This window comes from Fodinibius sp., assembly GCF_034521915.1.
Taxonomy (GTDB): domain Bacteria; phylum Bacteroidota; class Rhodothermia; order Balneolales; family Balneolaceae; genus Fodinibius.
Window position 1 is genome coordinate 75413 of the sequence record NZ_JAXHLU010000018.1, and the last position, 15339, is coordinate 90751.

The window sequence follows — 15339 nt, forward strand, 5'->3', positions numbered from 1 at the left end:
ATGATGAAGTCGATCATGAAAAAATTAGCTACCATAATTGTTGGAGTATTATTCATAACAAATATTGGTACTGCCCAAAATACAGATAAAGTAATGCAGTTGGCGGAACCGGTAGAAACGGGCGAAAATTATAAGGTCTATGGCAGTGAATTCCCGGATGATGCCCAATTTTTTGCCCCGGGATATTTAGTGCGTAATGCAGATATTTTTAAAGCTAAAAAGGTGGCAACTCAGGGAACTATCAAGCAGGTATGCCAAAAGAAAGGTTGTTTCTTTATGCTCTCTGCCGGTGAAAAAAATATTCGCGTTTCATTTAAGGATTACAAGTTCTTTATTCCAACCGATGCGGCCGGATCTAAAGTGCAGTTGATGGGAATATTTAGGGTCAAGGATATTTCTGAAGATCAGGCTAAGCACTATGCTGAGGATGCCGGAGGAGATGCTAAAAAGGTGATGGGGCCTCAAAAGGAGTATAACATTGTAGCTAGCTCAGTGAAGATTATAGATGCAAAAGATAGTTAACGAACCTTGCAAATAAGTCCGTTATGTGCTTTGATGTATCCGGCGCGCAGGATATCGAAGCCGTTTTCCCAGGCATATAATCCCATTTGGTGGATATCCATCAACTCTCGGTAGCCATAATTCATGTAATCGCTCATTACGGTATAAAATGCCTTGCTGCGCAGCTGATTTCGAGGAGTAGTAAGAATAGCATAGCCGCCTGGTTTTAAGAAACGACGGTGCATTTCAAAAGCCTCGTGTTTATACTCATCGGGAAAATGCTCGATGAGCCCAATACTGACCACAATGTCGAACTCCTTGCCATATTTTAAATTCCGGATATCCTCGACCACAAAATCGATATTCATATCCTCTTTGTAATATACCTTGTGATTGCCGGTAGCGGGATCATTTCCTAAAAAAGGATATTGGGCCGGAAATTTACCATAGCGATCGGTTTTGCAGAATTTGTCATAGTCAACTAGCACCGCATGTCCTCCGGGATATTGTGCCATTAATTGCATGGCCTCGTAGCCGTCGGCTGCCCCCAGGAACAGCACTTCCGGTTTTTCGACATCCAATCCTTCAAAAAGGGCTCGTTTGCCCCGTGGATCCCAGATGGCGTCTTCAATGCGGTGTACCTTATTCCAAACCAGTAGTTGTACCAGCTCTTCCAGCGCTTCGCCCGCACCGTGAATATCCATGCTCATTAGGTTTTTCCAGATAGCAGATCGGGCCTGCTGTTTTTCTTCGGGAACATCTTTGATAAATAGCTGATGAAAAGATCTATTAAAATGCTCCCAGCCTTCTTTTACACCCATTTCTTCACCGTGCTCCTTTTCCCACTTTTTTTTGCCTTCGGCCCACTTATCAACTTTATATGGTCTATTTACTTTATCCCAGCTCAGGTCGGACCAGTCAGTAAAGCTAACATCTTCAAATACGTCGGGCGGGGTGTCGCGCAGATCTCGGACGTGCGTGGCAAGACGATCGAAATAACCGACTTGGTGCTTGGAATCTTTTACTGTTTGTTGAGTGGCATCCGTTTCCATGGCATAGTCCCTTAATTAGCGTTTTATTTTTATTATAACTAACGCTGGAATGAAAGTCATTTACAGATTTTTTAGAAGACTGCTATCCCCAAATGCTCCCAGCTATGTTCTTTCCAAGCTCGCGTGCCAAATTTATCGTTGAACATGGTAAGCTACAGAAGCGCCAGCATCATCTCATCAATCTTATCCTTATCGTATTCTATCATTGGTAAATTTAGATTTCGATTATACTGTAGGCAGCTATTGCCACAAAAATGAACCCAAATGAAATTGAAAATAGAACGGATGAACCCCAAGAAATAAATGTTGAAATAACAATTTCAAAAAAAGAATTGTCTAAAAGAATGCTAAGAGTAAGTGATATATTTTACGATCAGGACTCGCTTTCACCCTCTTCTGCAGTACCTGCATATTTTGATTGGAATGCCCGGATTAATTGTCCGATTACAAAAGGAGCGAGGCTCATACCAGGCAATAGCGCCCAGCCAGATCGTCCGGGATCTTGCGTGTTAAGTACATCGGATAATCCAGGCAGATAGACGGCGGCAAGCAGCAGAACGATACAGAGCAGAATTGCCCCGGCTACATATCCGTTATTTGTGATTTCGTTTTAAAGAAATCGATTTCCCGGTTCCAACATGTTGGACGGCAAAGACCACTTGAGATCTTTATTCGGGATTCAGCTTGCCACCACAATACTTGCAATATTCTGCATCGGCATCATGCCCTTCTTTTGAACAGTAGGGACAGACCTCGGTCGTCTGTTTCCCCTGCTTAACGCGACTCAGTTCAGCAGTAAAAATTCCGGTGGGTACCGCAATAATGCCATATCCCATAATCATAATCATTGCTGAAACCATCTGTCCCAAATTTGTCTGCGGAGAAATATCACCATAGCCTACTGTAGTTAACGTAACAATAGCCCAGTATATACCTTTGGGGATACTGGTAAATCCATTTTCGGCACCTTCAATGACGTACATAAGCGAGCCGACAATTACGGTTATGGTCACGACGGTGTACATAAAAATTATAATTTTTTGGCGGGATGAGGCCAATGCCTCTCGAAGCTGATCGGCCTGGATAATGTATTTAGTAAATTTGAGTACCCGAAAGATCCGTAAAATTCTGAGTATACGAATTACCAGAAAGAATTGGCTGCCGGGAATTAATAAAATAAAATAAGTAGGTAAAAAGGAGAGCAAGTCTACGATCCCGTAAAAACTAATAATATACCCCTTGGCCCTCTCTACCGTTATTATTCGAAGTACATATTCGAAGGTAAATAGTATGGTGAAAAACCACTCGATACTGTAGAACCAGTGGCCGTAGGCTGCATGATAGCTTGAGACGCTGTCGAGCATTACCACCAATACGCTGATAACAATGCTGAGGATAAGAATTACGTCAAACGCTTTGCCGCTCGGGGTATCGGCCTCAAAAATGATTTTGTGCAGTCGGTGCTTTAAGCTCAATTGATTATTAGTCTCCATAAGTAAAAAAAATTAACATAACATGAGCTAATGTTACGATTTAAAATAGTAATTACCAGCAAAGAACTTGTAGTTTATAATGCATGACATGGAGGACTAAGCAAAAAAGCATTTGTTAAGGATAAGACAGCCGTAAACGGCTACTGCGAACATAAACGGGTCTAAATTTTAATTACCCTCAATTTTCCAAGCAAATTCTGTAAATTAAATAAGTTGCAGCTATCACACTCGTGGTAGTAACAACTTGCTCCGCTTCAGGCTATCTGGGCCCCACAGCGGGGGATGAATTGGGAACTAACTGTAATTGTGATCATTACTGTTATTATTGGATTACAACTGGAAGAGTGATATATGACCTAAAAAGCTAAATCTCAATAGGTGAAAGTAGTTTATGTCATTTAGCACCCTTTATATTATGACAAATAAAGGGTGCTAAAATGTATTTAAGAAAGAATATTTTACAGACGTATTTTAAACGTAAAGACCACAAAAATGGGTCTAAAAATAGAGGCTTGGTGGTAGGAATTAGTGCCGTCCTATTTTTCCTCGACCCATTTTAGCTCAAACTCAGCATTAGTCGAGATGATGTCCTCTTTGTGCTTTTCATCAACATCAATATCAAGAGTAAGGGTTTCCGGCAATTTAATACTGGTACCATCACCGAACGTAATATGTCCGTTTCTCAGATCAGAAGCCAGTTTTTCAAAATAATCGGCAATCTGTTCGAGGCTTTGTTCTTCTTCCAGGCGATAGATATCTTTTTTGTCAGACATGATTCAGTGATTTTATTGTTAGTACGTTATTCAGGCAGAATACAGATCGGCGAAATGACCTATTTCTGCTTATACTGTTGTATAATGAAAACACTCTTCTATTACCCTTAGTTCATCACTGCTGAGAACTTATTCGCCGGTTGAACTGCAATTTATGATCTGTATTACTTATTGTCTAATTCTTTAATAAACTCACGGGCCCGGTCACCTCTCAAATATTCAGCCAATCCAAGCAGCCCTTCATTTAAATATTTTGCATCAAAACCTTTGCTTTTCAAATACATCATAGCAATGATAGCCCGATCTCTATGCGGACATGCCGCCACGATGGTTTTACTTTTGTCTAATTCCTCAATACGACCGGGAATTTTCGGCAATGGCATCGCCATGGCATAAGGCATCGCCCATGACTGTTGCTCCTCTTCAAACCGGATATCAAGAAGAATGGCGTCGCCGGATATAAGTAAGTTCACAATTTCTTCACTACTTACCTTCATCTCTTTTCTGGCCTCATAATCAAAAGAGGTAATGTAGTTGTCCAGTGTGGATTGAGCTGAAAGAGGTGTTGTTGATATACCCATAATGAAGGTGACTATAGTTAAATTAAGGATTAGCTTTGTAAGCTTTTTCATGGTAGAGATTTTGTTAAATAGTGAATTTAAGGGATTACGAATTAATGGTATTATTCCAAATTAACAATTCTTGATGAAGAGATGATGGATCTTTATGAAAAAAGAATTACATGGTTTAGATTCTAAAATAAACAACGAAGCATTTGGATAGGTATTTAAAAAAACTGGTACCAGTCTCTTTATATTATTACAATAATTTACTGTTATGGAAATACTTTCGTTACCAATTACAAAAGTCTTTTTATATGCTCTTTTAACCGCGGTAACAACTGGTTTGGGAGCTGTGCCTTTTTTCTTTATTAAAAATATTTCACCCTCGCTTTTAGGCAGGTCAAACGCCGCAGCTGCCGGACTAATGCTTGCTGCAAGTTTTAGTCTGATCAGAGAAGGGTATAATGCCAGTGAATGGATGACTATTGGTGGTATGCTTGCCGGTTTAATACTTGTAGCGGTATCACAAAAATGGATGGAAAGTCGCGGTGATACTGATGTAAAAGATTTGATTAGCGGAAGTCGGAAACAAATGCTTATGTTTCTTGGAATTATGACGGTTCATTCCTTTGCAGAGGGGATTAGTGTCGGGGTTTCTTTCGCCAGCACCCTGGAATTTGGTGTATTCATAGCCATTGCCATTGCCGTCCATAACATTCCCGAAGGACTTGCCATCAGTTTGGTAATGGTTCCACAGGGCACCTCTCCACTTAAGGCAGTTTGGTGGAGTATTTTTTCGAGTTTACCCCAACCGTTGATGGCTATACCTGCCTTTCTTTTTGTTGAAACCTTTAAACAATATCTTCCACTCGGTCTCGGTTTAGCCGCCGGTGCCATGATCTGGATGGTATTTGCCGATTTAGTACCGGAAGCTCTTGAACAATGTAAAGCTAAATCAGTAGGCGTTTGGGTTACCTTAGCTGTACTTGCTATGAGTGCTTTTCAGGTTATACTTGGTCATTGATACCTACAATATCCACTGGGGTATAGTTTGGAGATATTAAAAAGAGGAAAAGCTAGTCGTATTCGAGGAATGGCACTATCAGTGTAAATATAAATTTGCGTGTCGTAAATTTATATGGTAAAGTAAGTTAGGTGGAAAGATAAATACTCCCACTTAAAATCTTGTTATTCATACTTTTGGTAATTCATTCAATCAAGTTTTACATGGTGAAGTGTGCTAAAATATGGGCGAAGTTAAGCGAGCCCTATTAGCACTTCGATCCGTCGATGTAAATAAGGTTGCGATACCATTAATTGGGAAGCAGAGAAATAAAAAATAAAAGATTATGTCAAAACCACATATCGTTATCCTCGGGTGCAATTTTGCAGGACTTACAACCGCAAGATATATCCACGACGCGGTGAAAGATAAAGCAGAAATTACCATTATTGACCGTAAATCATTACTTACGTTTGTGCCGAATATTCCTATGCAGGTATTGGAAAACAAAAATCCTGGTATAGATTTGAATTATCAATTCATGTCATTTTTGGAGGATGATGGAAGTACTTTTATTCAGGCTGAAGTAAAAGATATTGATCCTGAAATCGATACCGTATTTTATAAACCTAATGAAAGACCCGGTCATCCGGTTCGTGAAATACAATACGATTATTTAATTGTAGCATTGGGTAACCGTTTGGCCTATGATGCCATTGATGGATTTAGTGAACATGGCCATAGTGTTACAGATATTTACCTGGGTAATCGCTTAAGAAATTATTTACATAAAGAATATAAGGGTGGACCTATCGGCATCACTTCAGATCTGTTTCATCAGGGAAAGAGTGATAAGCTTCCCGAAGGATTGCCAGTAGCAGAAACCGCATGTGAAGGGCCACCTGTTGAATTAGCTTTCTCCATGGCCCATTGGTTAAAAGAAAATAAAAAAGGCGAAGAATCCACCATTTATTTATCAACTCCTGCTGAGGTTATTGCAGAAGATGCAGGTGAAACCATACTCGATGAGTTACTGCCTATGATGGATAAACAGGGATATAATTACCAGGCAAATACTCGTGGGATAAAAAAGATTCATAAAGACGGAATTGAATTCAATGATGGATCATCACAGGAAACTGAGGTAGCTATTATTTTTCCCGATTGGCAGGCCCATGATTTTCTGAAAGAGCTGCCATTCACAGATGATCAGGGTTTTGTCATTACTGATCTGTATATGCGTAATCCGGATTATCAAAACATTTTTGCAGTAGGTGATGCTGCTTCAATTACTGTACCCAAAATTGGTTCGATAGGTCACATGGAAGCTGAAGTATTGACCAATACCTTATCGAAAGAGCTGGGTGTGGTTGAGGGTGAGATTGAACCGATGGAATTTGAACTATTATGTATGGGCGATATGGGTGGTATTAAGGGCTTTTATATGCGCACAGATGAATGGTGGGGAGGAAAAGAATCGCATTTGGAAATGGGCGTGACGCCTTATGCGCTTAAAATGGGCTTCAAAAAAATGTATTATACCTTAGGTGGTAAAGTTCCTCACTGGGGTGTTGGTTTAAGTAAAGTAATTGGTGATCATACCTTTTTGTAAAATTGAAACAACTGGCAGTTAATTCCAACAGATTTTCAAAAAAATAAAACCACACACACTTTACAACGTGTCCGTGGTTTTTGAGCTTATGTAATGTGAGATGATTAATTTTGTTCAGGTCTGACCACCTTCATTGCCGGCATTGTTTTGAGCTGCCTGACGTTGTCCCATCTCCTTATCCAGCATAAACAATCCGGTATGATCATCTCCAACCATTTCAAGCTGCTGTCTGATTCGATCCGTGTTTTCTTCTTCCTCTACTTGTTCATCGATAAACCAGTGCAGTAAAGTTTGAAATGGATTGTCCTTTTCTTCCTGAGCCAATTCGTAGAGGTTCGTTAATTCTGCCCGTTATATACTGCTCGTGTTCAAGTGCTTGTTCAAAAGCATGTTTCGGACTTTTTATATCCAGTTTAGGTGGATCTATATTGAGTAGTTCTACATGGCCGCCTCGGCGTAGTACATGATCGTAAAAGTACATGGCGTGCTGAATCTCTTCCTCCCACTGAACTTTCATCCAGTTTGCAAAACCATCTAAATTATTTTCTTCAAAATATGCCGACATTCCTAAGTAGATGTATGCAGATTGGAGTTCTGCTTGTATTTGTTCATTTATTGCTTTTTGGACTTTTTCTTTAATCATAATAAAATCTGTGTTTAAATTTTTCTTATAAATTTCACATGACAATCCTTTGCTGTTAAGCCTGCTAATTCACATGATGTAGCAGTTTTATTTGCCAGTGCGTTGATTTATAAAATATAGAAAAATGCCAAACTGCGGATGGCAATCCGGCATTTTTCTTTTTGGGGTATTCCTTTACTTCATCTCCTTGTGGCAAAACCACCAGTCGTAGCAATCTTTTTTCCCCCGACGTTCTGCAGCTTCTTTTTCCGTTGCTGCAGGTGGTATGATCACGCGATCTTTTATGAGTTCGTTATTAGGCCAGTTTTCAGGCAGTGCAACGTTTTCTTTCTCATGCATCTGTAATGCCTTGAGTGCACGCAGCACTTCATCCACCTGTCGTCCAATTTCTTGTGGATAGTAGATAGAGAGCCTGATGCGTCCTTCCGGATCAATAATAAAAACCGCTCGAACAGTATTTGTACCTTTCTCAGGAGCAATCATTCCAAAACGCTTGGCAACTCGCCCCATCTCATCCCCTATAATGGGAAATGGGATCTCAACTTCGAGATTTTCTTTAATCCACTCCGTCCATTTAATGTGAGAGAATACCTGATCTACGGAAAGTCCTATTAGCTCTGTGTTCAGCTCTTTAAATTGTTCTGCTCTGTTTGCAAAAGCGACAAATTCAGTAGTACATACCGGGGTAAAGTCACCGGGATGGCTGAAAAGTACCCACCATTTTCCCTTATAGTCATCGGGTAATTTTTTCGGTCCGTGCGTCGTGCTTACTTCCATTTCAGGAAACATATCGCCTAATAATGGCATTCCTTTTTGTTCTTCCATTGTATTTAATATTTATTAACTGATTATTAAGAGGCCTTTGCAAAACTGCTCTTTTGTTTCACTTCTGTTTTTCAAAGCTCTAATTATGATAACCATATCTTAAATACTATAATTCCACGTTAAGCCTGCTCTGAAAGGATCAAAAGGATTTGTTTTATAACCAAGTTTTTGGTTGAATGCCAGTCTCACTTTGATTATCAGCAAAATGGATTTAATAATATTATGTTGTAGCGTTCATAATTTATTTGTAAATAAATTATGATTAAACGGATAAACATCACTCCTTTATACTTGAAAAAACAATAAAGGGGATATATGGAGTCATCCATTAAAAAAGGGTGTATTTTTCTAATATTCTTGAATAATCGGTTTTTTACAGGTTAAAAAGTATTGTTAAACAAGGTTCTTTTATAGATATGAGTCAAAATGGGATATAAATTATCGGTCACGGTGGCGATACGTTTTGGTTTCATTCCTCGATGGCGCTGTTTCCGGAGCACGATCTCGGTTTTTTTATCTCCTTTAACAGAGCCGGGAGGAGCTCGGTCGTTTTGCGGGAAATTACCGTGCAAATCGCTACCCGCATGAGCGGTTTACCTACATAATGGCCCTATTGGGATCTAGCTCCGTAGATGTAACCGAGGAAGACACCTTAAAGACAATGAATGATGGCAAAGCGAATTTCTGGTTTCCCGTAGATTCCCTCACGTTCAGAAATACTGAAAGTTCTGATGTACTTGCCTTTGAAGAAAATGATTCCGGAGAAATCACACATATGTTCCGTGACGATCTGCCGATTATGGCATTTGAGAAAGTGCCTTTTATTTCGAGTCAGAAATTACATTTTACGCTTTTCGGTTTTGCGGGCGCTGCTTTTTTGCTGACGCTTATCTACTGGCCGCTGGCGTATGGAGTTCGCAGAAAATATGAGCCGGCAAAAGCCGCAAATGCGCCAATAAGTTTTGAAAAGAAGGCAACAGCTTGGAGCAACGCTTTCATTGTTTTGGTATTTTTTGCTTGGGTTGGCATTCTGTTAAGTAGCGGTAATTTGGATGCTATCGTTTATGGCTTATCCACCTCACTTAAGGTGGCATTTGCTCTACCGCTCTTTTCGTTGGTTTTGACCGTTGCTATGGGTTACTACACCTATAAGATTTGGCAAAAAAGCGAGAGTGGCGTTTGGAGCCGCCTGTGGTACAGCTTATTATTTTTGCTTTCGGTGACGATGATTTGGCAGCTCAACTACTGGAATTTGCTGGGATTCTAGTTTTGATTAAAGCCAATTTAATATGTCATTTTTAGGTTGCTCGATCTCGACATAGCTTTCAAATATTTCGCTGAGAGTTGCATCTTTTTGCAATTCTTTACGCGTTTCAGAATCGAGATAGGCAATAATTTTTTGATTGTGGAGGATGGCAATATCATCACATAGGTTTTCTACAATCTCTAAGATATGACTGGTGATGATAATGGTAACTCCCTTTTGTTGCAGGTGGTTGAGGATGGTTTTCATTCGGCCAATTGAAATAACATCGATACTTTCAAAAGGTTCATCTAAAAACAGGACTTTAGGATCACTTATGATAGCTGCACAGAAGGATAGTTTTTTGCGGCTACCAGCGGATAGCTTGTTAATTTTGGCATGCTCAAATTCAGTAAGTCCTAAGTATTCCAGCAGAGAATCCATTTTTTGCTGCCGTGTTTTGGGATCAACCTCATAGATATCACAAATGTAGTGCAGGAAATCGTGGCTGGTGAAGTGCTCGAAAAGCAGGGGCGGCTGAAGTACCGAGGCCACTTCTTGTTTAATCAGGAGCTCATTTTGCTCGTTAAGCTCGTGTCCGTTGATGATGATTTCCCCTTCATCATAATCGAGCAGACCCGTTAATATGCCAATTAGTGTACTTTTGCCGGCACCATTGGGACCGATGAGCCCGAAAATATTTCCTTCCGGAACTGAAAGTTCAAAATCGGCAAGTACAAAGGTACTACCATATGATTTTTGAAGGCCGGAAATTTTTATCGCTTGATCCATAGTTGCAACAGTAGAGTGTTAAACTTAATGACCGGAATCGGCCCAAACTTTATCTAGTATATGGTTATTAAAGGCACGGACTAACAGATCCATGTCGCGCCACAGGTAAATTCCGATAGCAATGATTAATCCTCCCATCACCCAAAGTCGATAAATCTGGTATTCTCCAAGGGGTGCAAAAACGGCATAGCCGAGTCCAAAAATCAGGAACATCATCATAAAAGTAACTTTCTGGGAAATTATGGGATGCTTGAAGCTAAAGGAGGAATAGTTGACTTTTTTGTAGTAATAAAAAGAGGCCCAAAGAAATACGAGCGTAAAGCAAACAAAAAAGAAGGTATTGGCAACATAGATTTCAACAACTGACCCCAATTGTGGCAAGTAAATAATTTCAGCGGTGGTAATCAGATAAAATATGAGTAATGGGACCACGATAATCCCTAAAAAGCGCTCTTTGAGCTGCTTTTCAAACGAGACGGGAAACTGCTTATGGAGCAAGAATTCTTTGTTTTCATATCCAAACATGTTGGCCATGCCCATGGCAAGTAGTGCTACGGGGATGGCTGCCAGCATAGTGGGGATGAGCAGGGCGCTGTAATAACTGTTGCCCAGCTGTAGCAGAAGAGGAATATACACAGCAGGAATAAGCGCGATGGTTAATAGTTGCAAGCGGTTGTATGAGTGAGATAATACGTAGTGATAAAACTTGCCGGCATTAAGTCCCAGCCATTTTTTGAGATAGTACCATCGCTTATTACGTTTGAAAATTTTCCGTTCCCTAACCGGTTTTTGAAGCCCTTCTCTTGTTTTGAAAAAGTGATCGCGAAAAATCAGGAAGATGAGCAGTGCACTGAATCCATAAATAGCTGATGCCGTGGGAAGGTTGTAGGTACCGGTAGCCGTGTACTGCAGAAGCCCGCCGGGAGTATAAAACAGGTAGCTGTTGATGATATCTATGCTTGGCAGGTAATGGGCAATAATTTGTTCAAACCGACGCGAGATGATGGCAATGGCCTGAATAGTGCCGAAAATCAGGAATAGTGCGCTAAAGACAATAATTTTGAAGCGTTTTTCAACAATTTTGAGAAATCGATGCTTAATGGAATAGATAACCGCATAATTTAACAGCACAACGGTAATAACAACCGGGATATACATCAGGTTTTCAATCTGCATCAGCAAAAAAACCAGCCAGGTGAAATTGTAGATAAGGTTGAGCGGGTGGAAAAAGCCCATCAGATTGAGGTACCAGCTCAACTTTTTAACGGGATATCCATAGGCTAATAGCTTTCTATTTTCCTCCATATTAAGGAGCCGGGTGCTGGTAAAGGAGAAATGGAGAATCCACAGAACGTTGGCAAAAATGAGAGTGATAAGCTGGTGAATTTCAGCGGTAAGCCAGGGCAGCTGGTTAGTGACAATGGGATTTTGATCAAATAAAACAATAACCAGGGCCGAACCGAGAAGATTGGAGAATAGGATCAGCAGGAAAATAATATATCCTACTACCAGAAAGGTCTGGAAGCTGGTGAGTCTGTTTAAAAACGCAGACCAGTTGAGATATATAAGTTTACGCAGCATGATACACAGGTAAATTCAGCAGTTCTTTAATGTTCAAAATAGCATTTCGGGAATCAAGCTGACAATATTATCTTTATAATGCTGTTTTAAATCCTGAAGCAAGTGATGATATGACCTCAAAGAATACGTTCAAATATATTTTTATCGCCGTGGTAATTGTGCTGGCATCGTTGGCCTTGGCCGATGCACTCGGGTATTTCAATCCTAAGCCATATACGGCTGTATCGCATGGCTCTCATGTGCATTACGTACCTAACGATCGTGATCCCGATGTGTCTATTGATAAGTTTCCTCAGGAAGAGCCGGGCCCCCGCGAAAAAATAACGCCTACCGGACAAATTGTACCGATAGATCAATAAGCGTTTACAGTACCTCTTGTAAATACTGACCGGTGTAACTTTCCTCAACTTCAGCAATCTCTTCGGGGGTACCGGTCGCTACAATCTGTCCACCGGCAAAACCACCTTCCGGACCGATATCAATGATATGGTCGGCACATTTAATTACGTCTAAATTGTGCTCGATGATGATAACGGTATGTCCGTTATTTACGAGCTCATTGAAGGAGTCAAGCAGCTTGGCGATATCTTCAAAATGGAGTCCCGTCGTGGGTTCATCAAAGAAATACAGCGTACTGTCGCCGGCTGATTTACTCAAGAATTTTGCCAATTTCACACGCTGTGCTTCACCGCCTGAAAGCGTAGGCGCACTTTGACCGAGTTTAAGATAGCCGAGTCCCACATCTTCAAGCGTTTGCAGTTTATTGGTGATGCGTTCCTCATCCACAAAAAATTCGATTGCCTCGGATACCGACATGTTCAGCACATCGTGGATATTTTTGCCGCGATATTTAACCTGTAGCACGTCTTTGCGATACCGCTTGCCGCCGCACTCTTCGCAGGTCAGCTCAATATCTGCCATAAATTGCATCTCGATTTTCTGGATGCCTTCGCCCTGACAGGCTTCACAACGCCCGCCGGGCACGTTAAATGAAAAGTGACCCGGTTCGTAACCCATTATTTTGGATTGACGCGTATTAGCAAAAAGATCTCGAATGCCATCGAATGCTTTGGTATAGGTAGCGGGATTAGAGCGCGAGGATCGGCCAATTGGAGATTGATCGACCATTTCTACCGAATCGATATAATTGGTGCCGGTAACTTTTCGGTGTTTACCAATTTCATCATTATAGGTCCCCATCTGATTTTGTATAGCCGCATATAGCGTATCGTGTACCAGGGTGGATTTCCCCGATCCGCTGACGCCGGTCACACAGATCAGTTTCTCGAGTGGAAAGTCTACATCCAGACTCTTAAGGTTGTTCTCCATTGCCCCCTTAAGCGTAATTGTTTTTCCACTTCCTTTGCGACGCTTTTCAGGTACGGGGATTTCTTTGCGACCGCTGAGATATTTTCCGGTTAGGGTGTTGGCTTCAAGCAGGTTATCGTATGATCCGCTGAAGACCACCTCACCGCCGTGCACGCCTGCAAAGGGACCAATATCAATAATATTGTCGGCCGCTTTAATCATTTCGGGATCGTGTTCAACAACCAATACGGTATTTCCGATATCACGCAGCGATTTTAAAATGTTGATCAGGCGATCGTTGTCGCGGGGATGCAATCCAATAGTGGGCTCGTCCAACACATACAGACTACCAATGAGTGAGCTGCCCAGGGAATTTGCAAGGCTGATGCGCTGTGCTTCACCGCCGCTTAGGGTTTTGGCCAAGCGGTTTAGCGTAAGATAACTGAGACCGACTTCATCGAGATATTTGAGCCGCTTACGGATCTCAAAGAGTACCTGTTCGGCTACTTCTTTTTCGAACTCTGATAGCTCCAGGTTCTCAAAAAAGTCCCGGGCGTGGCCGATGGTCATTTCGGCTACTTCCCCGATATGTTTGTCGTTTATTTTCACATACAGGGCATCTTTTCGCACGCGATAGCCTTTACAATCAGGGACAGCGGCTATATCCCCGATAGCGCGAATAGAATACGCGCATATGTACTTTGTAGGATTGACTTTTCACCTCCTCAAAAAATGGGCGAATGCCAATATATTCATCTTTGCCTTCCCAGATGATCTCTTTGACTTCATCGTCGAGTTCTTGGTAGGGGGTATCAATAGGCAGGCTGTATCGCGCCGAAACTTTGATAAGATCGCGCAGATGTTTGCTAAATTTTTCACCGCTGTAGGGAGCAATGGCCCCGTTGCGAATAGTCTCTTCGGGATCAGGAATCACTAAATCTTCATCGATGCCCGAAACTTTGCCAAACCCCTCACATTTATCACAGGCCCCAAACGGGTTGTTAAATGAAAACATCTGTGGCTTAGGCTCGGTAAACTCCATGCCATCACGTTCAAAACGCTCACTGAAATTAAGCTCTTTGCCATCGCGAATTTTTACTGAGCAGCGTCCACTGCCTTCCTGAAAAGCTGTTTCCAGTGATCCGGCGATACGGGTACGCGTGTCATCGTCATCTTTTAAAATAAGGCGATCAACCAGTACCCGATAATTTTTGGGATTGATGTCATCGGGATCTACATCATCGGTAGTGAGATCTAAAATACTTTCGTCGTCGATATGCAGTAGTCGCGGATAGCCTTTTTCTTTTAGAACGCGGAGCTCATCTTCCAGCCTCTTTTCCTTATGCTCGGGAATGGAAAACAACACATAAAATTTTGTACCTTCATCAAACTGATTGTGCAGTTCTTCTATGGCTGTCTTGGTAGTGTCTTTTTTGACCTCTTTGCCCGATTTTGGGGAGATTGTATGGCCAATACGCGCATAAAGGAGCCGCATGTAGTCGTAAATTTCAGTGGTGGTACCTACGGTAGAGCGCGGATTTGAAGACGTAGTCTTCTGCTGGATGGCCATAGCCGGAGAAATACCCTGCATGAAGTCTACATCGGGTTTGTCCATGCGTTCCAGAAATTGTCGTGCGTAGCTGGAAAGGCTCTCCACATAACGGCGCTGCCCTTCGGCGTAGATGGTATCAAAAGCCAGGCTCGATTTACCCGATCCGCTGACGCCGGTAACTACCGTCATCTTGTTTCGGGGAATTTCTACATCTATATCTTTAAGATTATGAACACGAGCCCCTTTGACAATAATGGGGCGATCTTCGTCGGTTTGTGATTGGTCTTTATCGGAGATCGTTTCGGTCTGAGACATTCAATTATTTTTGCGTTTTTATAAACGGGTAAAGGTACGAATTTTATGGCAAAAAGTGAGGTTTTAATCCATTTAAACAATTA

At 41.4% G+C, this 15339-nt stretch carries 15 protein-coding genes and 1 pseudogene; 5 read left to right on the plus strand and 11 right to left on the minus strand.

Features of this window, described 5'->3' with window-relative positions:
• Positions 1-15: 15 nt before the first annotated feature.
• The gene (locus U5J89_RS14125; protein ID WP_322576290.1) at positions 16-522 is read left to right on the plus strand and encodes a DUF4920 domain-containing protein; all 507 of its coding nucleotides are present in this window, start codon (positions 16-18) and stop codon (positions 520-522) included.
• Here the strand turns inward: U5J89_RS14125 and U5J89_RS14130 are convergent.
• The 5 genes from U5J89_RS14130 to U5J89_RS14145 all read right to left on the minus strand — a co-directional run bounded on the left by U5J89_RS14130 (position 519) and on the right by U5J89_RS14145 (position 4451).
• Positions 519-1553, minus strand: a complete 1035-nt coding sequence (locus U5J89_RS14130; RefSeq protein WP_322576291.1) for a class I SAM-dependent methyltransferase — start codon at positions 1551-1553, stop codon at positions 519-521. The two genes, U5J89_RS14125 and U5J89_RS14130, sit on opposite strands and share 4 nt — an antisense overlap.
• A gap of 373 nt (positions 1554-1926) precedes the next feature.
• Complete coding sequence (locus U5J89_RS16090; protein WP_416208541.1) at positions 1927-2157, minus strand: cation transporting ATPase C-terminal domain-containing protein; 231 nt, start codon at positions 2155-2157, stop codon at positions 1927-1929.
• 64 nt (positions 2158-2221) lie between these two features.
• Positions 2222-3046, minus strand: coding sequence for an ion transporter (locus U5J89_RS14135; protein ID WP_322576292.1), 825 nt, complete (start codon positions 3044-3046; stop codon positions 2222-2224).
• Between the two features lie 536 nt (positions 3047-3582).
• Positions 3583-3819 carry an amphi-Trp domain-containing protein gene (locus U5J89_RS14140; RefSeq protein WP_322576293.1) on the minus strand — a complete coding sequence of 79 codons (237 nt, stop codon included), beginning with the start codon at positions 3817-3819 and terminating at the stop codon, positions 3583-3585.
• A gap of 164 nt (positions 3820-3983) precedes the next feature.
• Positions 3984-4451, minus strand: a complete 468-nt coding sequence (locus U5J89_RS14145; protein ID WP_322576294.1) for a rhodanese-like domain-containing protein — start codon at positions 4449-4451, stop codon at positions 3984-3986.
• Positions 4452-4656: 205 nt separating this feature from the next.
• On the opposite strand from U5J89_RS14145, the gene U5J89_RS14150 reads away from it, so the two are divergent.
• Positions 4657-5406: a ZIP family metal transporter gene (locus U5J89_RS14150; RefSeq protein ID WP_322576295.1), complete on the plus strand. Its 750-nt coding sequence runs from the start codon at positions 4657-4659 to the stop codon at positions 5404-5406.
• 325 nt (positions 5407-5731) lie between these two features.
• On the plus strand, positions 5732-6997 hold the full coding sequence (locus U5J89_RS14155; protein ID WP_322576296.1) for an NAD(P)/FAD-dependent oxidoreductase: 1266 nt from the start codon (positions 5732-5734) through the stop codon (positions 6995-6997).
• A 114-nt stretch (positions 6998-7111) separates the two neighbouring features.
• Here the strand turns inward: U5J89_RS14155 and U5J89_RS14160 are convergent, their stop codons facing one another.
• From U5J89_RS14160 to U5J89_RS14170, 3 genes are all read right to left on the minus strand, one after another.
• Positions 7112-7321 carry a hypothetical protein gene (locus U5J89_RS14160; protein WP_322576297.1) on the minus strand — a complete coding sequence of 70 codons (210 nt, stop codon included), beginning with the start codon at positions 7319-7321 and terminating at the stop codon, positions 7112-7114.
• The gene (locus U5J89_RS14165; RefSeq protein WP_322576298.1) at positions 7263-7640 is read right to left on the minus strand and encodes a ferritin; all 378 of its coding nucleotides are present in this window, start codon (positions 7638-7640) and stop codon (positions 7263-7265) included. Before U5J89_RS14165 ends, U5J89_RS14160 begins: the two co-directional genes overlap by 59 nt.
• Before the next feature lie 174 nt (positions 7641-7814).
• Entirely contained in the window at positions 7815-8465 is a 651-nt protein-coding gene (locus tag U5J89_RS14170; RefSeq protein ID WP_322576299.1) for a peroxiredoxin, read from the minus strand.
• A gap of 613 nt (positions 8466-9078) precedes the next feature.
• On the opposite strand from U5J89_RS14170, the gene U5J89_RS14175 reads away from it, so the two are divergent.
• On the plus strand, positions 9079-9732 hold the full coding sequence (locus U5J89_RS14175) for a hypothetical protein (protein ID WP_322576300.1): 654 nt from the start codon (positions 9079-9081) through the stop codon (positions 9730-9732).
• Positions 9733-9738: 6 nt separating this feature from the next.
• On the opposite strand, the gene U5J89_RS14180 is transcribed toward U5J89_RS14175, so the two are convergent.
• Complete coding sequence (locus tag U5J89_RS14180) at positions 9739-10500, minus strand: ABC transporter ATP-binding protein (protein ID WP_322576301.1); 762 nt, start codon at positions 10498-10500, stop codon at positions 9739-9741.
• Between the two features lie 24 nt (positions 10501-10524).
• Entirely contained in the window at positions 10525-12081 is a 1557-nt protein-coding gene (locus U5J89_RS14185; protein ID WP_322576302.1) for a hypothetical protein, read from the minus strand.
• Between the two features lie 110 nt (positions 12082-12191).
• Here U5J89_RS14185 and U5J89_RS14190 point away from each other — a divergent pair, with 110 nt between their 5' ends.
• Positions 12192-12440: a hypothetical protein gene (locus U5J89_RS14190; protein WP_322576303.1), complete on the plus strand. Its 249-nt coding sequence runs from the start codon at positions 12192-12194 to the stop codon at positions 12438-12440.
• A 4-nt stretch (positions 12441-12444) separates the two neighbouring features.
• On the opposite strand, the pseudogene uvrA reads toward U5J89_RS14190, so the two are convergent.
• Positions 12445-15256: pseudogene (uvrA, locus tag U5J89_RS16095) on the minus strand (excinuclease ABC subunit UvrA).
• Positions 15257-15339: the final 83 nt, after the last annotated feature.